Raw genomic sequence first — 19,487 nt, forward strand, 5'->3', positions numbered from 1 at the left:
AAAAGAGAGGCGCTTACCTCTCAATTGTATGTATCCAACTTTACATCCTCAGCCTTTGAAATTAGTCATCTGGAAGATCGGAATCACATAAGGAACAATAGACATCAGGATAGTGAATAGCACGAAGAACCAGAACCAGAAGGACGCGAGGGCACGCTGGAAAACTCCCGGTTGAGGTTTATTGGCTTGAATATAAGCCTTGATAGCTGGCCATTTAGTCGCAAGAACCACTATCATGACAATGGAACCAATGGCTAAAACACCGATTTGGAGCCAATTCGCTAGTCCCTCATCCACATGGTAGGCCACATAATGCAAGCCTTGGGAAATCACAAAGTTATTGAAAATGTGATAGAAAATCGCCCACCAGATATTGTATTCAAAGGCAATGTAGCCGAATCCTAGACCAATGATACCTGCGAAAAAGAGCTGGTCAAAATTAGCATGGAAGAGGCCGAATAAAATAGCCGTCATGACAATGGCAAAGATTTTGCCATACCGTTCCAAGCCTCGCAAGCCAGCCCCACGGAAGAAGAATTCCTCTGTGATAGGACCAAAAAAGCCAGCATACAAGAGCATAGTCCAAGATCGCTCAATCGTATCTCCTAGATCTGGTGTTGGAGAATGAAGGCCAATGGTCTCAAACATGCGCTCAATCACTTGTGTCATCACAGATGAAAAGACTTGAGAAAAGCCAAGAAAGGCGAGAAGAATAAAGAAGACTGAAAGTGTCATCTTACGTCCCTTATGCTTAAGATCATATTTATAAAGGGCCTTCTTGCGATAGGCATTAAAAAGAAAGAGTCCAATGGAAATAGAGATGAGGTAGGGAATACCAGCCCAAACATTCAGGGCGTTTAGTTTCTCCGTTACTTGACTTGGATCTTTTCTGAGAGAGCCTGCTATGGTCAATCCAAGGAGGACTTCCCACAGGACGGTTACTAAGGTCATTACCAAGAGATAAATAGCAAGTGTCCCAGAATACCTTCCTATATCTTTTTTAGGGTCTAATAATCGGTTGTATTGGTTCATTTCTTCCTCCTAGAAAATAGATAAAAACACGCACAGACTCCTTCGTATAAGACAAAGAAAATCAAAAAGGCATGCATAAAGTAGTCTTCTGGTAATGCAAGAATAATCGAATCCACGCGCGGATCAAAGAGCCAAGTATTGTCCCCAGCAAATAAGACTTGATGAAAGAGAGTAAAGAATTGATCAAAGCCAATTATAACAGTCATCACTGCAAGCACTACTGGTAAAACCATCATCCAAAAGAAGAGACTACGGTACAGGGCCAGGTAGCCATTTTTGACGACTGTCCGCATAAACTGGATAAAACCAGGTAGAGTGACCAAGAAAACGACCGTCACCAAATGAAACAGGTACTTGACGGCCTCAAAATGGTGCAAGCCATTTTTGGAAGAGGGGAATTGAGGCATCTTCAACACCCATTGAAAAGGATTGGTCAAGTAGTTCATCAAGACATTAAAATTCTTCATGATGACTGAAGCCGAAAAACCAGTTCGGCTTTGAATCTCCAACCAATGGATCTCCATGGGATAGAGGACCCATGCTAGAGCGATGGTGAGAAGGATGGCAGCTGACAAGATAAAGAAAAATAGGTTAATTGATTTCAAACTTTTAAGCATCAAAATCCCACTCCGCTAGACTGGTAACAACATGTGTCGGTGCAATTGGTAAGGTCGGCACTTCTTCTGGTTTGGTAAAACCTGTCGTCACCAAAAGGGTTGGAATCCCATTGTCAATACCTGCACGAATATCTGTTAAATAATTGTCCCCGACCATGACCACTTCTTCTCTTTCAAGCCCCAAGTGTTCAATGGCCTTATCCATGATAATAGCCTTTGGTTTTCCAATGATCACAGGCTCGACCCGTGTCGCAGCCTCTACAAGCGCAATCAAGGATCCTGCACCTGGCAGCAAGCCACGCTCTGTTGGAATGTTCAGGTCCGGATTGGTCCCAATAAAGTGCGCTCCCTTTTGAATCGCCAAGGTCGCAAGAGCAAACTTCTCATAATCCACTTGCCAATCCAGTCCAATCACCACATAATCAGGTGCTTCTTCATCCATGATATAGCCAGCTTCTTCAATAGCATCTTTGAGCCCCGCTTCTCCGATCACATAGACCTTTTTGCCCAAATTTTGGTCATTCATGTAGTCAATGGTCGCAAGGGTAGCTGTATAGATAGTCGAAACTGGGGTTTCAATATTGAAATGAGTGGCCAGCATATCCCGAACAGTCTCTGGTGTGCGGGTTGTATTGTTGGTCACAAAGAGATAGGGAATCTCACGCGCCTGCAGTTCATGAACAAAAGCTTCTCCTGCAGGAATTCGTGATTTTCCTTTGTAAATAGTGCCATCCAAATCAATCAAATAGCCCTTATAGTGCATTTATTCTTCCCTTTCTGTGTCAGCTTCTTCATGAAACTTCTCTGCATCGACTCGTCCACCAGAACCATATAAGAGCAATGCTCCAGCATAGAGGACAAATTGTAACACCAAACCTGTAAAATTAATCCCTTGACTTCCCGATTGGGTGAACAAGAAGGATGCTACCATGAGGATCACAATGGTCAATAACAAGCCTATCACGGTTGCCTGATCCACACTGATTTGATAAACCGTGCGTTTAGTGCTCCGATTTTTCCCGTCAGACTTAGTTTCTGGTTGCAAATTCTCCACAAAATCCGTCACCAAGGTCGCAGCGAGGCTGACTGTCGTGCTAAAGAGCACGCCTTGGGACAAGCGGTGATAGAAATTGGACCAGAAGGATCCTGATTGGCTAGTAATCCCAATCGAGAAGATCATGACCGGTAAAAGAAAGGCCAAGGTGAAATGGATCCAGACCCGGTACCAGCGTATATCTTCTCTTAAAAAGCGACTAAAACTATCTAAATTCAAGCGATAGCGGAAAAATTTATAAATTTCCTCTACCAGGATGATGCCCAAAGCACAAAGAGTCAAGAGCCAATCTCCCAACATGTACAAAGGGTTCTTTTGACGCTTGGCATAGGCCACAACCCGTTTTTGATAGCTTTCAAGTTCCTGTTTTTTATTTTTTAATCTTCTACTTTCCATAAGTCCAACCCTTTTCTTCTACTTCTTCCCACTCAATTTCAGCTTGGGCATTGATCTGACCATCTGAAATAATTTGGTGCTGAGTTTTCAAGCCCTCTTGTTCATATTGAGAGGTGATGAGACCTCCTGCTAGCACTTCTTTGACATATTTCAGATGAACTTTTTTAGGGACATGATGGGTCAAGAAGTCTGCTCCCATCACCTCAAAAACCCAGTCCAAGTACTTGCTATTGTTGACATGTCCGTTCATATCCAAGTCGTAAAACCGAACCCGGTATTCTTGTTCGACGCCCCCCTCTAATTCCTTAAAACGGGGACCGCGTAGCATGGTTTTTGAAAATTCAGAGTCAAAGGCATCCGTGATTTCACTCATAACAGGATGAACCTTGCGTGTATCCCGATCCATCAAGACAAAGGTCGCGACCATCTCAATGATAGTATTTCCTGCTTCATCCTTGATATTAAAGGCCCGGTAGCAGAAAAGTCGATTGTGACTCTTGGCATAGGTTTCGATAGTGATTTTCTCATCAAAAACAGGGAGACGCTCGATCTTCATATTGTAATCCGTGATAATCCAGACTAGATTGTAGTTCTCTAAAATGTACATATCACTCATACCCAGCTCAATCGATTGCATGCCCGATACCTGTAAAGACAGCAAGATCAATTGGGGAATCTTAATATAACCATTGACATCGCTCATATCAAACGGAATTTTCATGCTGTATTCAAATGTTTTTGCCATTTTCTACTCCAAAATAAACTTCTCTGCTACAGTGTCTCCTAAAAAGAGACCTTTCTTGGTCATTCGTACAATGTCCTTGTCAGGTACCAAAAGGCCCTGCTGGATCAATTCCTCAACCACTGATCCATATTGTTGGTCAAAATTCACACCAAACTTTTCTTCAAAACGCTTCTTGGAAACGCCTGTTTTCTTACGTAGTCCTAGAAACATCTCTTCTTCCATCATTTCTGTCTGAGTCAGATGTTCTTCTTGGACACGCGCATTTCCCTCTTCGACAGCCTGCATATAGTGACGAATGGGGCCATGATTCTTGTAGCGAATCCCATCGACATAGCCGGATGCTCCAGCTCCCATACCATAATACTCGGCATTATCCCAATACATGAGATTGTGTCGACTTTCAAAACCAGGCTTGGAGAAATTGGAAATTTCATAATGCTCAAAGCCCGCTCGCCCCAACTCCTGAATAATGTATTCAAACATCTCCGCTTCCAACTCCTCTTTAGGTAGGGGAAGTTTGCCCCGTCTCATGCGATTCATAAAAACTGTGTGATTCTCCAGAATCAAGCTATAAAGACTCATGTGGGGAATGTCAAGGGCAAGAGCCTTCGCAACATTTTCCTTGACCTGGTCCATGGTTTGCGTCGGAAGTGCATAGATGAGGTCGATCGAAATATTGTCAAAACCAGCCAGCTTCAGACGGTCGATATTGTCATAAATGTCCTGCTCTTGGTGGCTTCGACCAATCTTCTTGAGCAAGCGATTATCAAAGGTCTGCACGCCCAATGAAACCCGATTAACCGGCGAATCCTTCAAGACCGCAATCTTATCCGGATCCAAATCACCAGGATTGGCCTCGATCGTCAGCTCTTCCATCTGAGACAGATCAAGCGACTTGGTCAGCTCCTTGAGCAGATAGGCTAGCTGATCCGCAGATAAGGCTGTCGGTGTCCCACCCCCAATATAGAGAGTCCGTAAGTGTGTGATTTCTTCCCGACGAAATTCTTGAATCAAATGCTCCAAATAGGCATCGACCGGTTGGTTCTTAATAAAGACCTTCGAAAAATCACAATAAAAACAAATCTGGGTACAAAATGGGATATGGACATAAGCGGACGTTGGTTTTGTATGCATACTTTTAATTATACCATAAAATCCCCCCGAGTCCGAAAAGAAAAGGGAGTAAGAAGCAAGGAATTCCTTGACAATAACGAATAAAAGGAATAGAATAAATCTAATCATATTCGGAGGTAAGGAGATATGAACAACTAAGTTTCGTTAAATAAAATACTTTATTTAGTGGACTGCTTGTTCTATCTCTTTTTGTGTACCCTCTCGCCTATTCTCCAACCGTTTGTTGGCTAAATAAGGTTTTTTTCTGCTTGGGTTCCACATGAATACAGCTCTACTAAATAGGTAGAGCTGTTTTTTGTCCCAGTAGAAAGGAATCTTATGTTAAAACTATCCCACCTTACCATCCGCCATACAAAAGATTTACGAGATTTGGTTCGCGATCTGTCCCTAACCATTCATGAAGGAGAAAAAGTTGCCATTATTGGCGAAGAAGGGAATGGAAAATCTTCCTTACTTCAGGTTCTTATGTCCCCAAAATCTCTACCAGATTATCTGACCATAGAAGGAGAAATCACCACTTCCTTTCACTCCTATGCCTATATTCCCCAAACTTTACCGGAAGCTTTGAAGGGAAAAACCTTGAAAGAATATTTTTTTGGAGAGGACGAGCTAGACTATGCCACCCTCTACAGACTGGCAGATCAATTGCATTTTAATAGCGACCGCTTTGCAAGCGATCAAGCTATCGGAAGTCTATCTGGAGGAGAAGCCCTCAAAGTCCAACTGCTTCACGAACTTTGTTGTCCTCATGAATTGCTATTTTTAGATGAACCTTCAAACGATCTGGATTTAGAGACTCTGGACTGGCTCCAGCAGATGATCCAAACGAGCACCCAAACCATAATATTTATTTCCCATCATGAGGATTTTTTGACTCAGACGGCGGATACGATCATCCACCTAAGACAGATCAAACACCGCAAGGAGGCTGAAACCATTGTAGAGCACCTAGGCTATCAAGACTACAGTAATCAGAGGGAGCAACAATTCAAGCAACAGACTCAGCAAGCGGCCAACGATCAACGAACCTACAAGAAAACAATGGAGAAGCATCGCCGCGTCCGTCAGCAAGTCGAAACCTCCTTACGAAACACCAAGGATAGCACTGCCGGACGTCTCCTAGCAAAGAAAATGAAGTCCCTCCTCTCACAAGAAAAGCGCTACGAGCGAGAATTCCAATCCATGACTTCCCAACCCTATGATGAGGAAATCATCCATCTGCATTTCCCTCCCCTCACTCCCTTGTCTCCTCAAAAACGAGTCCTTCTCTTAGATCAGGAAGAGCTCGCAATTGGTGACCGTGTCCTGGTCAAGAACCTCTCCCTTACTCTTCTAGGACAGGATAAAATAGGGATTATCGGTTCCAACGGTGTTGGGAAATCCACTTTCCTACAAAAGATCTGGGAGATTTTACAGAATAATGAGAGTATCCGCACTGCCTATATGCCTCAAGATTACACTGAACGTCTCCCTCTGACTCAGACACCCGTTCAATTTCTACAGCATTCAGGTGATCGCGAAGAAATCAACACTATTCAATTGCATTTAGCCTCCCTCAACTTTACTTATTCTGAAATGCACCATCCTATCTCTGAACTTTCTGGTGGCCAGCAAGGCAAACTCTTTCTCCTTCAATTAGTGCTTACAAGTCCCCAGTTTCTGCTCTTGGACGAGCCTACTCGCAATTTTTCCCCCACTTCCCAACCAGAAATTCGTCGCCTATTCGCAGACTACCCAGGCGGACTGGTTACAGTCTCCCACGATCGGACCTTCCTCAAAGAAGTCTGCCAAAAAATCTATCGTCTGACTGAAAATGGTTTGGTAGAAATAGAGTCGCTCTAACGTAAAAAAGATTGGCAAAAACCAATCTTTTTTCTAATTCTTCCCTGCCTCTTGTCCCATTTCTTGGGTGCGTTTGTAGGCAGCTTCCACACCTGCAATAATGTCGCCCCGTAGGCCGACTTGTTCTAAGCGATTGACTCCTGCGATGGTTGAGCCACCTGGGCTACAAACTGCATCCTTCAAGTTTCCAGGATGTTGCCCCGTCTCTAAGACCATACTGGCTGCCCCTTTGAAAGTCTGAGCCGCCATCTGAAGAGACTGACTACGTGGTAATCCCAAGTCTACTCCTGCATCCGCCATGGCCTCGATCATCTGATAGACAAAGGCTGGACCACAGCCTGCAACAGCAGTTGCAGAATCCATTAATTTTTCTTCGATTTCATAGAGAGCCCCAGCGCTTGCTAAAAGCTGTTTGACTTGCGCTATCTGCTGGTCTGTCACTGCTTGGGAGCGGGTCAGACTAATGACACCTTGACCGATGGCTACGGGCGTATTAGGCATGATGCGGATAAGCCCCACCCGCTCATTTTTAACCACACTTGCCATTTGCTCCAGTTCCAGACCTGCTGCCATAGAAACCAACAGGAGATTGGAGTGTTGGCCCAAAATGTCCTGGTACTCTTCTAGTAAAGGGCAGATCTGGTAGGGTTTGACTCCTAAGAAGATAATCTCTGCCTCTTCAAATGCCTGTTGAACATGAGATGCTTTGCCGCCATACTGGCTGATAAACTCTTCCACCTTTTTAGGGGAACGATTGACCAAGAGCAGGTCTGTGGCAGCTACTTCTTTTGCGACCGCTTTGGCCAGACTAGCTCCCATATTTCCAAGACCGATAAATGCTACTTTCATGACTTACCTCACTTGACCATTTCCACTGACGATATACTTGTAACTAGTCATCTCCCGCAGTCCCATTGGTCCACGCGCATGGAGTTTTTGGGTCGAGATCCCCATTTCACAACCTAGGCCAAATTGACCCCCATCTGTAAAGCGTGTAGACGCATTGACATAAACGGCTGCTGAATCTACTTGCTTGGTAAAATAAGTGGCTGTCTCAGGATTTTCAGTCACAATGGCATCCGAATGATGGGTGCTGTGGGCTTCAATGTGGTCCACCGCTTCCTTGACTCCATCAACAACCTTGACTGCTAAAATATAATCTAAAAATTCGGTATCAAAATCCTGCTCCTGCGCTGCTGTCCCCGAAATGATAGCCTGTGCGTCCTCATCTAGACGCAACTCAACCGATCTTTCCCGCTCATCCACTAAGCGCTCTTTGACCAAGGGCAAGAAATCAGACGCGATCGCTCGATCGACCAACAAGACCTCCATAGCGTTGCAGACAGAGGGGCGACTGGTCTTGGCATTTTCAATAATCGCTAGGGCTTTCTGGAAGTCAGCCTCCTTGTCCACATAGACATGGACAATACCAGTTCCTGTCTCAATCACGGGGACAATGGCATTTTCAACCACCGCTTGGATCAAACCAGCACCACCTCGTGGAATAAGCAAGTCCAGATAGCCCTTAGCCTTCATCATAGCAAGACTAGAAGCTCGACTCGTATCTTGGATCAATTGGAGAAGATCTGGATTGAGTCCAGCTTCTTCCAATCCAACCTTGAGGGCTGTTACGATCGCTTGAGCAGAATGAAAGGCATCCTTTCCAGTACGAAGGACTACTGCATTGCCACTCTTGATGGCAAGCGCTGCAGCATCTGACGTTACATTAGGACGGCTTTCATAAATGATCCCAATGACGCCCATGGCTACTCGAACTTTCTGGATTTCAAGGCCATTTTCCAAAACTTCAGTATCCAGCACTTCCCCAATCGGATCTGGCAGATCGATTAAAGCACGGATCCCTTGTGCCATCCCTGCAATCCGGTCTTGATCAAGAAATAGGCGATCTAGCATGACTTCAGAGATCTTCCCGCGTGCCGCTTCCATATCGATTTGATTGGCTGCTAAAATGGCTTCCGTCGCTTTCAGAAGCTGACTGGCCATAGCTTCTAAGGCCTGATTTTTAAGAGCTGTACTGGCCGTATTGATGCTTTTCTTAGCCGATCTCGCTAAGGCTAATTGTTCTTGTGTTGTTTCCATACATTTTCCTTTAGAATTCTGTAAAGAGTAAGTCAATCTCAGGGGTTACCGAGATCCAATCATCCCGGTGGATAAGGATTCCCTTGGCTTTTTTAGATTGGAGCATATCGTGTACAGCCGACTGGCCGAGACGAACTTTCCCTTTCCCTAGCAATTGTCCTGACTCTTGATGATAGACGCTGACGATGTCTTGATAAGAAAAATCCCCTTCTGCCTTGGTCACACCCGAAATTAATAAGCTCTTTCCGTATTGCAACAAGGCCTCAGCCGCTCCAGCATCCACCCAAAGAGCTCCTTTACTTTCTGCATAAAAGGCTAGCCATTGCTTCTGGGTTTTTAACCCCTTGTCCTCTGCAAGGAAGTTACTACCATCTGCTTGTTCTTGCGCCGCTTCGATCAAGGCATCAGGCTTGAGAGATGAGCAAATATAGACAGGAACCCCAGACTCTGTCGCCAGGGTCGCTGCCTTGAGTTTGGTCAGCATTCCGCCAGTTCCATTGCTACTACCTGCACCTCCAGCCATCTCGATCATCTCGCGAGAAATGTGCTCGATCCGCTCCAAACGCTTGGCTGTTGGATCCTGAGAAGGATTGGCTGTATAGAGGCCATCCACATCCGTCAACAGCACCAAAAGATCCGCCTGGGCCATGGCCGCAACCTGCGCACTCAAGGTATCATTGTCACCAACTTTTAGCTCAGCGATAGAGACCGTATCATTTTCATTGATAATCGGAATCGCCCCACGGTTGAGTAAGACAGAAAGGGCCTGGTGGGCATTCTTATAGCGACGTTGATCCGCAAAGTCATCCTGGGTTAATAAAATCTGTGCAGAAACAATGTTGCGTAAAAGAAGATTAGAGGTATATTCTTCCATCAATAAACCTTGACCAACTGCCGCAGAGGCTTGCTTGTCTGCCACCTTAGTCGGCCGTTTCTTAAAACCAAGGGCACCGAATCCAGCAGCAACCGCCCCTGATGAGACCAAGATCAACTCATGGCCCGATTCGTGTAAGAGAGCCAACTGCTGGGTAATGACCTTGACCTTCTGTCTGGAGAGACTCCCATCGGGATTGGTCAAAGACGAGGTCCCTACTTTAAAGACGATTCGTTTTGCTTTCATCTCTATGTTTCTTTCTAATACTATTTATTTCGTATGTAATGAAAGTGAGGCTGGACAAAAACTGTCCAGCTCTCAATGTTTGATAGTAATAACAGTATGACGCAGTGGTTGATTGGAATCTTTGTTCGCTTTTTAGGCTCCAAAGATGACCTAATGAGGGAAACAAAGTTTCCTTTATCTGCAACCTCCAACAGTCTCCCAGACTGTTGGAGCTATGCGGGGTGGGAAGATTGAAAAGGTTTGGGAAAACTTTTCAACCTTTTCTAAATTTAGGAGTTCTTTCCCACTCCCATTCTTCATTATCCTTTTCGAAGGTCTTCCAGCGTTTTCTCAAAGATCGCTGGCACTTCTGCTGTAAATTCCAAAGTCTCTCCTGTGCGAGGGTGGGTAAAGCCGAGTGTCCGCGCATGCAGAAACTGTCCTTGTCCTTTGAGTGTTTTCTTAGGTCCATAAGCAGGATCTCCAGCTACTGGATGGCCGATATAGGCCATGTGCACCCGAATTTGGTGGGTGCGACCGGTCTCCAGTTGCAACTCTACCAAGGTGTAATTTCCAAAGCGTTCCAAGACTTGAAAACGGGTCACTGCAGGCTTGCCTTTCGCTGTCACCGCTTGTTTTTTCCGGTCTTTTTCACTGCGACCAATGGGTGCTTCGATCATGCCCCGATCATTCGGAAGGTTGCCATGAACAATGGCCCAATACTTCCGGAGTGATTTTTTGTCTTTTAGTTCTTCTGCTAGGGCAACGTGAGCTTGGTCATTTTTTGCGACCATCAAGAGGCCTGACGTGTCTTTATCAATCCGATGAACGATCCCTGGACGCAATTCCCCATTGATCCCTGAAAGGTCCTTGACATGGTATAGGAGCGCATTGACCAAGGTCCCACTGGTATGACCCGCACTTGGGTGAACAACCATGCCTTGAGGTTTATTGACGACGACTACATCCTGGTCCTCATAGACGATGTCTAAGGGCAGATCTTCTGCTTCATAGCTGACCTCTTCCACTTCTGGGACTTCATACTGGATGATATCCCCTTCTTTGACCGTGTACTTGGCTTTTTTCACAGTCCCATTGACCAGAACTTTTCCTTCTTTGATCTGCTCATTGGCCACAGCTCGTGACAAGGGAGTCAAATCCGCCAAAGCCTTATCCAGCCGCGCACCGGCTACTTCAATTTTAATTTCCATGCGTTTCCTCTTTCAACATCAGGATCAGGAGCAAGAAAACTCCAACTGTCAAATAGCTATCTGCTACATTAAAAATGGCAAAATTCATAAAGTCCAGGTGGAACATATCGACTACAAATCCCTGACGCAGGCGATCGATAAAATTCCCCAAGCCACCTGCAATAACCAAGGTCAAGCCTGTCACCATCCAAAGCGAACCTTTGAGGTGCTTATAAAGATAGTAAAAGGCCCCTACCATCACGACTAGAGTGATGAGTGTAAAGAACCATTGCTGATTTTCAAGAAGCGAAAAAGCTGCACCTGTGTTTTGAAGATAAGTCAGACTGACCACATGGGGAATAAAAGACTTGACGACACCCAGTGGAATGTTCTTCACCACATACCATTTGACCAGCTGATCCAGTAGGACCAAAAGGACAATCGCTACCGGGACCATTGTTTTTCTCTTCATTTCTTACCTCTTTTGATCAAAATATTCTACCATGACCTCGACAAACTTCTCTGCTACAGGAGAGAGATCCATCTCTTCGCGTTTGACATAGACCATTTTATTGTCTAAATTATCTTCTAAAGGAATCACGGTAATGCCATTCACGGACTGGCTATCTAAAAAGCCTGATCCCGTCGCATAAGCATCCGTCCGCTCCAAGATTCCATTCAAGGTTGCCCGGTCGGTCACATTGAACATTTGTGAGCTCGAGCTGGTATCGACAAAGTTCTCTGAATAATAGAGGTACTCATCTTTTTCTTGGGTAAAACGAACAGTTGGCAACTGAGCTAGATCTTCCATAACCAGTTTTTTCTTCTTAGCCAGAGGGTGTCCCTTACGAAGGTAAATATGAGTCTGAAAAGGAATCAAATCCACTACTTCAAGTCCTAATTTATCAACCCGTTGCATAATCCCCTTGGTATTTTGACGGTTGAGATAAATAATCCCCAACTCACTATGCCCTTGAGCCACTTCGTCCAAAATTTGGACCGTCGTTGATTCAAAGATGCGGAAGTTTTTATTTTCCGGATAGCGGATCGAAAATTCCGTCATCAAAGGTGGCAAGAAGTCATAGTGTTGACTAGAAATAGAGAATTCTTTCTTCTCTTCTTCAGGACTGGCATATTGATTTTGAAAAACATCAAACCCTTTGACCACGTCCTGCGCTTTTTCATAAAATTCCATTCCCCGACGGGTCAAAAAAGTCCCCGAACTAGTCCGACGAAAAATCTTGAAGCCCAGTTCTTTTTCCAGATCTCTGACGGAAATGGACAAGCTAGGCTGACTCACATACATTTTTTCAGCAGCCTCACGAAAAGTACCACTATTGGCAATCGCCACTACATATCGTAATTGTTGTATATTCATTCTATTTTCCTTATTACAGTATCGATCTATTATACCATAAATTAGGGGCTGAAAGAAGAGAGGCGTTTAAGAGACCCTCTTCTAGTAAAAATAAAAAAGAGAGTGGGACAGAAATCGGTAATTCGTTAGAATTCGATTTCGTCGTCCCACCTCCGCACAGTTGAGTAGGGCTGTAAAAGCTGATGAAATCAGCGTAGTAGAGCCCACTCAACCACTGCGTCTTGCTCTACAATCCAAAAATAATTGAGAGGCTAGGACTTTTGTCCCAGCCTCTTATACTTATTCAATCACTTGGCTTTCGGCTACTTTCTTGTACCAATGAGCCGATTTCTTCGGATAGCGCTCTTGGGTTTCAAAGTCCACATAAAAGAGACCATAGCGTTTTTCGTAACCATTTGACCAAGAGAAGACGTCCATGAGAGACCAGATGAAGTAACCTTTGACGTTTGCACCATCGGCAATCGCATCAGACAAGACTTCCAAGTGTTGTTTCACATAATCAATCCGTCCATCGTCATAAACCGTATTGTCCACAAACTCATCTTTGTAGCCCAGTCCGTTTTCAGTGATGTAGATCTTCTTGTAGTTTGGATAATCTTTCTTGACGCGCATGATTTGATCATACAAACCTTGAGGGTAGATGATCCAGTCCCAATCAGTACGAGGGACATAGTCAGGAGCTACACGACGTCCAACACCTTTGATTTGGTATTTAGAGCTTCCTTTTTCCCCTTTACCATTGTGGATGATTTCAGTTTCGCCATCAAAGGCTTCCATCCAGTCACTCATGTAGTAGTTAATTCCAAGGAAGTCGTTCAAATCTTTAGCTGCTTCAAGTGCTGCAAAGTCTTCGTCCCGAAGATCCAGACTACCACCATTAACAGACAAAATGTGGTTTACACCTTCCATGGTTGCATCTGAATAGTGTCCGAGGTATGTCGCATCCAAGATAAATTTGTTGTGGATGATATCTTCCAACTCCGCAGCCCGAACGTCAGCTGGATTTTTAGGATCCAATGGATACTTAGTTGGAAGGGCGTGAACAACCCCGATTTCACCTGTATAGCCTTTGTCTTTGTACAATTTCACAGCACGTGCATGAGAAACCATCATATTGTGGTGTGATTGGAAGACTTTGGCAAGGTCATATTGAATCCCTGGTGGGAATTTACCAACCAAGTATTGACCATCACCGATTGGGCCAATTTCATTGAAGGTTGTCCAGTAGTTTACTTCTGGGAATTCTTCAAAACAGAAGGCAGCATAGTCTACAAAGTGTTCGATATTTTCACGATTCAAGAAGTCCCCATTTGAGTGGAGGGCTTCTGGTGTATCAAAGTGGTGAAGAGTTACGAATGGTTCTACATGACGTTTATGACATTCTGCAAATAACTTATGATAGAATTCTACCCCTTTTGGATTGACTTCACCATAACCAGTTGGGAAAATACGTGACCAAGCAATAGAAATACGAATTCCGTTTACGCCATATTCTTCCGCCAACTGTAAGTCTACTGGATATTTATGGTAGAAATCACTTGCTGGTTCAGCAGTATACCAATAGTTATCAGCTAAGTATTTGTCCCAAGCAACTGGTCCTTTTCCGTCAGTATGGGTAGCTCCTTCTGCTTGATAGGCAGCAGTCGCCCCACCAAAAATAAAATCTTTAGGAAGTGTTTTTGTCATTTTTTCACCTATTTCTTAATTGAACCAAATGAAAAGTGAGCGGAGAGGAGTAAGTGAGCAATCCTTCTCCATCTCACTTCAATCAACAGTAAATGTATTTATTATTGAAATTGTTCTTGAACGAATGCAAGAGCGCCTTTACCATCACGAGTCAACTTGATGTATTGAGCTCCTTCAGTTTTAGCCAATTTGATTCCAAGTTTATCTGTTTCAGCCTTCATATCTTCATAGTTTGAAGCTACTTGAGGAGCAAGAATAACAAGGTCAAATTCTGGCAACATTTCACGGTGGGCTCCATAGCCACCTGCTGCAGCCTTCACAGGAACATTGTATTCTGCAGCAGCTTTATTCAAAGCGTTGGCAAGAAGTCCACTAGTTCCACCACCGGCACAGAGAACCAAAACGTTTGTTTCTTTTGTGATATTGTTTTGAACTGGTTCACCTTCAACACCAGCTTTTGCAAGAATAGCATCTGCTTTTGCAGTGTTAAAGTTTGCAGCTACCTTTTCTTTTAATTCATCATTAGTTTTACCTGAACGTTCTTCTTCAAGAATTTGTTCATCATAAACCTTGAGGAATGGATAGTAGATAACAATATCTACTACAATTAACAATGCTGCAAGAGCGAATGATAAGAACTGGAAGTTTGTACCAAGAACAATACCAAGAGGTCCTGGTGTAGTCCATGGAAGGTTGGCAGTAAATGAGTTCATGCCAAGTGTTTCAATAAAGAACTTAAAGATCCATACGTTTGCAATTGGTGCAAAGATGAATGGGATAAAGAAGATTGGGTTCAAAACAAGTGGTGCACCAAACAAGATTGGTTCGTTTACACCAAAGAATGTAGGAACTACTGAAGCGCGTCCAATAGCACGATTTCGTTTCGATTTACATAACCACATAAACATGAACGGAACAACAAGAGTTGCACCAGTACCACCCATAGTGACGATGAACATTTGTGTACCAGATGTAAGGATCTTATCAGCGTGCATACCTTGTTGAAGGAGGTTCAAGTTGACTTCGGCATTTGCATAAGTGATCGCTGCAATCGCAGGCTCAACGATAGATGGGCCGTGAATACCAATAAACCAGAAGAATGCAAAGGCACCGAAAATAATCGTAATACCAACATAACCGTCTGCTGCTGAGAATAGTGGAGCAAGAAGGGTACCGATTGATTCAGCAACCGTTACATGAAGGCTTGCTTTCACAACTAATTCAAGTGCATACAAGAGTACAACTGACAATGTAAATGGAATCAGGTCTTTAAATACTTGTGAAATATTTGGTGGAACCTCGTCTGGCATGCGAATCGTCACATTATTTTTCACACAGACCTTATAAACATTAACGGTAACAAAGGCTGCAATGAAGGCTGTCAACAGACCTTTTGTACCCATGAAGGCTGTTAAGAATCCACCTTCTTTAGCAGGTTCGGCAGCCATGAGCAAGAAGCCAACCATAGAAGCCAACATTGTAGAAATGAAGTTGATTTGGTTAGTTGCTGGAAGGTCGCGGTTCATTGAATCAGTCAAAGCCTTAGCCGTTGTACCACCAACGAAGAAGGCCAAGATGCCCATAGAATAGCTATATGGAGTCATCAAGAAAGTTTCAATATCTTTAGACCAATGGAATCCCCAAGCGTTTGGTACATACGCAATTAGGATGAAGATAGATGAGAAAAGGATAACAGGCATCCCTGCAATAAAGCCATCCCGAATCGCTCGCAAATATTTGTTTCGAGAAATCTTTTCAAAGAAAGGTTTCCCTTTTTCAATCAGTTCAATCAGTTTATTCATTATTTCGCTCCTCTTTTATATAGTTCAATCAGATGGTGAATCACGTCTTTTAATAGGATTGTTGTCATGAGATGGTCTTGACCATGCATCATGGTAATGCTATAGGGGATTTCTTCTCCTGCTGCTTCATGCGCTAGCATGGTCGTTTGAGATTTGTGAGCCTCAGCGATACAAGACCCCGCTTCTTCTACTAAGGATTCTGCTTTAGCAAAATCACCATTTTCAGCAGCTTTTAAGGCTTCCACTAATTTTGATCGAGCGTCACCGGCATAAGCGACAATTTCAAAGCCAAGTAATTGGACTTCTTCTTTATTCATGTTGGTTCCTCCTTATGATACCTTTTGAAAATTTTTATAATAGACGTTGAATATGAAGGGCTAAATAGACTTTTTCATTAGGAGATATCTTGGCTCCTGTCTGTTCAGCGATGGTTTGGTAGATTTGATGACTAATCTCATAAGCCTTTGGATAACTTAGCTGAATCAGTTGTTCCATCTCGCTCAAACCTTCTGGATCTTCTCTTCCCTTATCTAGCGAATCTAGGAAATAATTGAGATGGATCATAAAGCGATCATAGAAATGACTGTTTTCTTCTTTCCGTTTCAATCCATTTTGAGCTAGTTTTTCTTCTACAGCTTTCAAAATAACTTGTCGGTCCTGAACATCTGGATCTTGCTCATGAATCATTTCCCCTTGTGCATTAATGAAATGATAAGCGATGCGATTCACTTCATCGTCAGGAAATTGATCCAAGAGCCGCTTTCGAAAGATCTCAATCGCTTCTTTTGCGATTTTATAGGGAATCGGATGCATAGCAGACACATCAGGAAGGTCACTGTATTTATATCTTCCCTGTTGAACTGCCTGGTAAGAACAAAAGATGTGATCTGTTAATGTCACATAGATATATTCTTGAACAGGATAGGCATATTTCTTAGACAAGGTATCAATCACTTCATAAGTGGTTGTAATGAAATCAAGAGGAACATTCTTTAGAAGGGCCATAAAGTTTTCTCTTGACTCATCCGTGTTTAAACGAAATACTTTTTCGACCTTATCATCAGCTACTAGATCATTTTTCTTTTTCCCAAATGCAATCCCACTCCCAATAACAATCAACTCTTGTTGTAGTTCATTTTGAACCAAAGCAACATTATTGTTCATTGGATGGATAATACGATACATGAGGCTCTCCTTTGTAAAATTTGTTAAAAGCAAATAAAAATGACCACGAAGCAACTGAAAAAACTAGCCTATGCTAATCATTCAATCTACTTGTGGTCACGCCTAATCTAACTTAGTAACGCTCACTGCTATTTAACTTATGGACTTATTCTATCATAAGTTTTTTATTTTGTAAACCCTTACAGCGAAAATTTTTAAACATTTTTTTATAAAAAATAAACAAAGCCTAAATATAATGAAGAACATTGGAAGGAATTTCTTCCTTCCAATGTTCTAAATGTTGCTTTAGGAGGCAATAACGATTTGTTTCTTACACGCGTTCTGTCCAAGGTGTTGCCACTTTAGCCAAGACCGCATTCAATTCTTCAATATTTTGACGACCTTCTGTACGAAGCCATTCACGAGCAGCTGCTTCTCCATCTTTGATGTAAGCTTCTACTGAACCTGCCCATGTCGCACGTCCACAAAGAACACCGTTGAAGTTAGCACCTGATTCATGAGCAAATTCCAAAGTTTCTTGGAAGAGTTTTGCTGATACACCAGCACTGAGGTAGATGTATGGAAGGTTAGTTGCTTCTTCTTGTTCTTTAAAGAAGGCAGCCGCTTCTTCACGACTATAGACAACTTCACCTTCTCCAAATCCTTCCACGTAGTTGACATTGACAGGAACTTCTACTTTCAATACATCGATATTGAAACGAGGATCTGAGAAGACTTTCATAGCTTCAATGACTTTACGAGGTTTCACTTTTGCATATTCAGCAGAGGTTGCATCTGCAATTCCTTCGTCATAAGCCAAGATTTCAAGGAAGAACGGAATGTCTTCTGCCACACATTCTGAACCGATGCGTTCGATATAAGCTTGTTTTTCTTGGTTGAGTTCTTCTGCACTATCTACATCATAGTAGAGCAAGAATTTCACAGCATCTGCACCTTGTTCTTTGATGCGTTTTGCTGACCAAAGGTTCAAGCAGTCGGGCAAGCGTTTTGTGCTAGATGTATCGTAACCTGTTTTTTCGTATGCAAGCAAGAGCCCAGCATCTTTATCCAAGGCTTTCGTAGCAGGCAAACCATATTCTGGGTCCAACAACATAGATGAAGCATATTTTGTCAATTCATCTGCCACAAGAACTTTCAATTCTTCCATTTGTGCTACAGTTGGCTCAGTGTCTTGGTATTTGGCCATCAAGCGTTTCAAAGCCCCACGTTGGTCGAAGGCCAAAGCTGAAATAACACCGTCTTTTGTACTAAGACGTTCCAAATAGTTGCGTTTTTGTTCTGTTAATACCATTTTATACCTCTTTTACGATTAATTGTTGATACAAGGCATCATAGTGCCCCATGTTGACATGTCCTGTTTGTGCTTCTTGCGCATTTAACATTCCAAGAACATTTGCTTTCTTGAGCAAGTCTGCGTCACTCTCATGATGATAGAGACCAGATGCAATCCCTGCAACAGTCGAATCACCAGATCCAACTGGATTGACGACATCAATCTTAGGAATATCTACCTTATAGAAGACGTCGCCGTGCTTTGCAAAAGCGCCATTTGCTCCAAGGGAGACAATCACCCATTCGATGCCATCAAAGAGAGAATCCTGAAGAACTTCTTTTAAGTCTTCCACATTCTTACTCACTTCTTTTCCTAACAACTGTGATAATTCTTCATTGTTTGGTTTAATGACCGTAGGCTTGACAGCTGCTTGAATGGCAGCTTCTAAAGAAGCTCCCGAGCAATCAAGTACGACTGGTTTCCCAGCTTCCCTTGCAATCTTGACAAGGCTAGCATAGTAGTCCACTGGTAAACCAGCAGGAAGACTTCCAGAGATGGCAACAACCTCTACTTGTTCAACCAAGTGACGATAATGGTCGAGAAAGTCTTGGCCTTCTTTCTCAGAAATGGTTGGACCTTTTTCTAAGATTTCTGTTTGCTTGCCTTCGTGAAGGATGGCGATACAATTACGTGTATCTCCAGCAATTTCAAAGAAACGTTCCTCTATCCCTTCTCCTAAATGATCGAGAATGAATTGCCCCGTCCGACCACCAAGTAGGCCAGTCGCTGCCACTGGATCCTTTATCTCAGAAAGTACACGGGTAACATTGAGACCTTTTCCACCAGCTGTCTTACTCACCTCAGCTACACGATTGACTGTATCCAACTGGAGTACATCCAAAGGATAAGAAATATCAATCGAAGGGTTCATCGTGACCGTTAATATCATACGTC

At 43.3% G+C, this 19,487-nt stretch carries 19 protein-coding genes; 1 reads left to right on the plus strand and 18 read right to left on the minus strand.

Translation table 11 applies throughout. The features are described 5' to 3' along the window. Window positions 1-48: 48 nt before the first annotated feature. Genes ACESR9_RS01420 through hemW form a run of 6 tightly spaced genes read right to left on the minus strand, consistent with a single transcriptional unit; the run spans window position 49 to window position 4,978 of the window. Window positions 49-1,032, minus strand: a complete 984-nt coding sequence (locus ACESR9_RS01420) for a CPBP family intramembrane glutamic endopeptidase (protein WP_373105113.1) — start codon at window positions 1,030-1,032, stop codon at window positions 49-51. Further along, complete coding sequence (locus tag ACESR9_RS01425) at window positions 1,029-1,649, minus strand: TIGR01906 family membrane protein (protein WP_373105115.1); 621 nt, start codon at window positions 1,647-1,649, stop codon at window positions 1,029-1,031. Before ACESR9_RS01425 ends, ACESR9_RS01420 begins: the two co-directional genes overlap by 4 nt. After that, entirely contained in the window at window positions 1,642-2,412 is a 771-nt protein-coding gene (locus ACESR9_RS01430) for a TIGR01457 family HAD-type hydrolase (RefSeq protein WP_373105117.1), read from the minus strand. The genes ACESR9_RS01425 and ACESR9_RS01430 overlap by 8 nt, the downstream gene beginning before the upstream one ends. Then, window positions 2,413-3,099 carry a hypothetical protein gene (locus ACESR9_RS01435; RefSeq protein WP_003007694.1) on the minus strand — a complete coding sequence of 229 codons (687 nt, stop codon included), beginning with the start codon at window positions 3,097-3,099 and terminating at the stop codon, window positions 2,413-2,415. It lies immediately after the preceding gene. Beyond that, window positions 3,089-3,844, minus strand: a complete 756-nt coding sequence (locus ACESR9_RS01440) for an acyl-ACP thioesterase domain-containing protein (protein ID WP_373105119.1) — start codon at window positions 3,842-3,844, stop codon at window positions 3,089-3,091. Before ACESR9_RS01440 ends, ACESR9_RS01435 begins: the two co-directional genes overlap by 11 nt. A gap of 3 nt (window positions 3,845-3,847) precedes the next feature. Beyond that, the gene (gene hemW / locus ACESR9_RS01445; RefSeq protein ID WP_254732415.1) at window positions 3,848-4,978 is read right to left on the minus strand and encodes a radical SAM family heme chaperone HemW; all 1,131 of its coding nucleotides are present in this window, start codon (window positions 4,976-4,978) and stop codon (window positions 3,848-3,850) included. A 318-nt stretch (window positions 4,979-5,296) separates the two neighbouring features. Here hemW and ACESR9_RS01450 point away from each other — a divergent pair, with 318 nt between their 5' ends. Continuing rightward, entirely contained in the window at window positions 5,297-6,820 is a 1,524-nt protein-coding gene (locus ACESR9_RS01450; protein ID WP_373105123.1) for an ATP-binding cassette domain-containing protein, read from the plus strand. Window positions 6,821-6,853: 33 nt separating this feature from the next. Here the strand turns inward: ACESR9_RS01450 and proC are convergent, their stop codons facing one another. The 12 genes from proC to ACESR9_RS01510 all read right to left on the minus strand — a co-directional run bounded on the left by proC (window position 6,854) and on the right by ACESR9_RS01510 (window position 19,482). Continuing rightward, complete coding sequence (proC, locus tag ACESR9_RS01455; RefSeq protein WP_373105125.1) at window positions 6,854-7,669, minus strand: pyrroline-5-carboxylate reductase; 816 nt, start codon at window positions 7,667-7,669, stop codon at window positions 6,854-6,856. Window positions 7,670-7,672: 3 nt separating this feature from the next. After that, window positions 7,673-8,920, minus strand: a complete 1,248-nt coding sequence (locus ACESR9_RS01460; protein ID WP_373105128.1) for a glutamate-5-semialdehyde dehydrogenase — start codon at window positions 8,918-8,920, stop codon at window positions 7,673-7,675. Between the two features lie 10 nt (window positions 8,921-8,930). Then, window positions 8,931-10,040, minus strand: a complete 1,110-nt coding sequence (gene proB / locus ACESR9_RS01465; protein WP_373105130.1) for a glutamate 5-kinase — start codon at window positions 10,038-10,040, stop codon at window positions 8,931-8,933. A 299-nt stretch (window positions 10,041-10,339) separates the two neighbouring features. Then, window positions 10,340-11,230 carry an RluA family pseudouridine synthase gene (locus ACESR9_RS01470; protein WP_003001835.1) on the minus strand — a complete coding sequence of 297 codons (891 nt, stop codon included), beginning with the start codon at window positions 11,228-11,230 and terminating at the stop codon, window positions 10,340-10,342. After that, complete coding sequence (gene lspA / locus ACESR9_RS01475) at window positions 11,220-11,681, minus strand: signal peptidase II (protein ID WP_003001852.1); 462 nt, start codon at window positions 11,679-11,681, stop codon at window positions 11,220-11,222. The genes ACESR9_RS01470 and lspA overlap by 11 nt, the downstream gene beginning before the upstream one ends. Before the next feature lie 3 nt (window positions 11,682-11,684). Beyond that, window positions 11,685-12,587 carry a LysR family transcriptional regulator gene (locus ACESR9_RS01480; RefSeq protein ID WP_003011186.1) on the minus strand — a complete coding sequence of 301 codons (903 nt, stop codon included), beginning with the start codon at window positions 12,585-12,587 and terminating at the stop codon, window positions 11,685-11,687. Window positions 12,588-12,866: 279 nt separating this feature from the next. Next, window positions 12,867-14,273 carry a 6-phospho-beta-galactosidase gene (gene lacG, locus ACESR9_RS01485; RefSeq protein WP_373105132.1) on the minus strand — a complete coding sequence of 469 codons (1,407 nt, stop codon included), beginning with the start codon at window positions 14,271-14,273 and terminating at the stop codon, window positions 12,867-12,869. Window positions 14,274-14,374: 101 nt separating this feature from the next. Next, on the minus strand, window positions 14,375-16,075 hold the full coding sequence (locus ACESR9_RS01490) for a lactose-specific PTS transporter subunit EIIC (protein ID WP_049474596.1): 1,701 nt from the start codon (window positions 16,073-16,075) through the stop codon (window positions 14,375-14,377). Continuing rightward, window positions 16,075-16,392 (minus strand): PTS lactose/cellobiose transporter subunit IIA, encoded by a 318-nt coding sequence (locus ACESR9_RS01495; RefSeq protein WP_003007713.1) that lies wholly within the window; start codon window positions 16,390-16,392, stop codon window positions 16,075-16,077. Before ACESR9_RS01495 ends, ACESR9_RS01490 begins: the two co-directional genes overlap by 1 nt. Before the next feature lie 34 nt (window positions 16,393-16,426). After that, the gene (locus ACESR9_RS01500) at window positions 16,427-17,260 is read right to left on the minus strand and encodes a PRD domain-containing protein (RefSeq protein WP_023918365.1); all 834 of its coding nucleotides are present in this window, start codon (window positions 17,258-17,260) and stop codon (window positions 16,427-16,429) included. A gap of 310 nt (window positions 17,261-17,570) precedes the next feature. After that, window positions 17,571-18,551 carry a tagatose-bisphosphate aldolase gene (lacD, locus tag ACESR9_RS01505; RefSeq protein ID WP_070587281.1) on the minus strand — a complete coding sequence of 327 codons (981 nt, stop codon included), beginning with the start codon at window positions 18,549-18,551 and terminating at the stop codon, window positions 17,571-17,573. Between the two features lies 1 nt (window position 18,552). Next, a complete protein-coding gene (locus tag ACESR9_RS01510) occupies window positions 18,553-19,482 on the minus strand; it encodes a tagatose-6-phosphate kinase (RefSeq protein WP_061455172.1) in 930 nt (309 codons plus the stop codon). Window positions 19,483-19,487: the final 5 nt, after the last annotated feature.

This window comes from Streptococcus parasanguinis (assembly GCF_964238605.1).
GTDB lineage: Bacteria > Bacillota > Bacilli > Lactobacillales > Streptococcaceae > Streptococcus > Streptococcus parasanguinis_AJ.

Coding starts and splice junctions, on each gene's coding strand:
- ACESR9_RS01480 (WP_003011186.1), bottom strand. CDS start 12,587: ATGAATATACAACAATTACGATATGTAGTGGCGATTGCCAATAGTGGT.
- hemW (WP_254732415.1), bottom strand. CDS start 4,978: ATGCATACAAAACCAACGTCCGCTTATGTCCATATCCCATTTTGTACC.
- ACESR9_RS01450 (WP_373105123.1), top strand. CDS start 5,297: ATGTTAAAACTATCCCACCTTACCATCCGCCATACAAAAGATTTACGA.
- ACESR9_RS01490 (WP_049474596.1), bottom strand. CDS start 16,075: ATGAATAAACTGATTGAACTGATTGAAAAAGGGAAACCTTTCTTTGAA.
- lspA (WP_003001852.1), bottom strand. CDS start 11,681: ATGAAGAGAAAAACAATGGTCCCGGTAGCGATTGTCCTTTTGGTCCTA.
- lacG (WP_373105132.1), bottom strand. CDS start 14,273: ATGACAAAAACACTTCCTAAAGATTTTATTTTTGGTGGGGCGACTGCT.
- ACESR9_RS01430 (WP_373105117.1), bottom strand. CDS start 2,412: ATGCACTATAAGGGCTATTTGATTGATTTGGATGGCACTATTTACAAA.
- ACESR9_RS01495 (WP_003007713.1), bottom strand. CDS start 16,392: ATGAATAAAGAAGAAGTCCAATTACTTGGCTTTGAAATTGTCGCTTAT.
- ACESR9_RS01435 (WP_003007694.1), bottom strand. CDS start 3,099: ATGGAAAGTAGAAGATTAAAAAATAAAAAACAGGAACTTGAAAGCTAT.
- ACESR9_RS01460 (WP_373105128.1), bottom strand. CDS start 8,920: ATGGAAACAACACAAGAACAATTAGCCTTAGCGAGATCGGCTAAGAAA.
- proB (WP_373105130.1), bottom strand. CDS start 10,040: ATGAAAGCAAAACGAATCGTCTTTAAAGTAGGGACCTCGTCTTTGACC.
- lacD (WP_070587281.1), bottom strand. CDS start 18,551: ATGGTATTAACAGAACAAAAACGCAACTATTTGGAACGTCTTAGTACA.
- ACESR9_RS01500 (WP_023918365.1), bottom strand. CDS start 17,260: ATGTATCGTATTATCCATCCAATGAACAATAATGTTGCTTTGGTTCAA.
- ACESR9_RS01470 (WP_003001835.1), bottom strand. CDS start 11,230: ATGGAAATTAAAATTGAAGTAGCCGGTGCGCGGCTGGATAAGGCTTTG.
- proC (WP_373105125.1), bottom strand. CDS start 7,669: ATGAAAGTAGCATTTATCGGTCTTGGAAATATGGGAGCTAGTCTGGCC.
- ACESR9_RS01420 (WP_373105113.1), bottom strand. CDS start 1,032: ATGAACCAATACAACCGATTATTAGACCCTAAAAAAGATATAGGAAGG.
- ACESR9_RS01425 (WP_373105115.1), bottom strand. CDS start 1,649: ATGCTTAAAAGTTTGAAATCAATTAACCTATTTTTCTTTATCTTGTCA.
- ACESR9_RS01440 (WP_373105119.1), bottom strand. CDS start 3,844: ATGGCAAAAACATTTGAATACAGCATGAAAATTCCGTTTGATATGAGC.
- ACESR9_RS01510 (WP_061455172.1), bottom strand. CDS start 19,482: ATGATATTAACGGTCACGATGAACCCTTCGATTGATATTTCTTATCCT.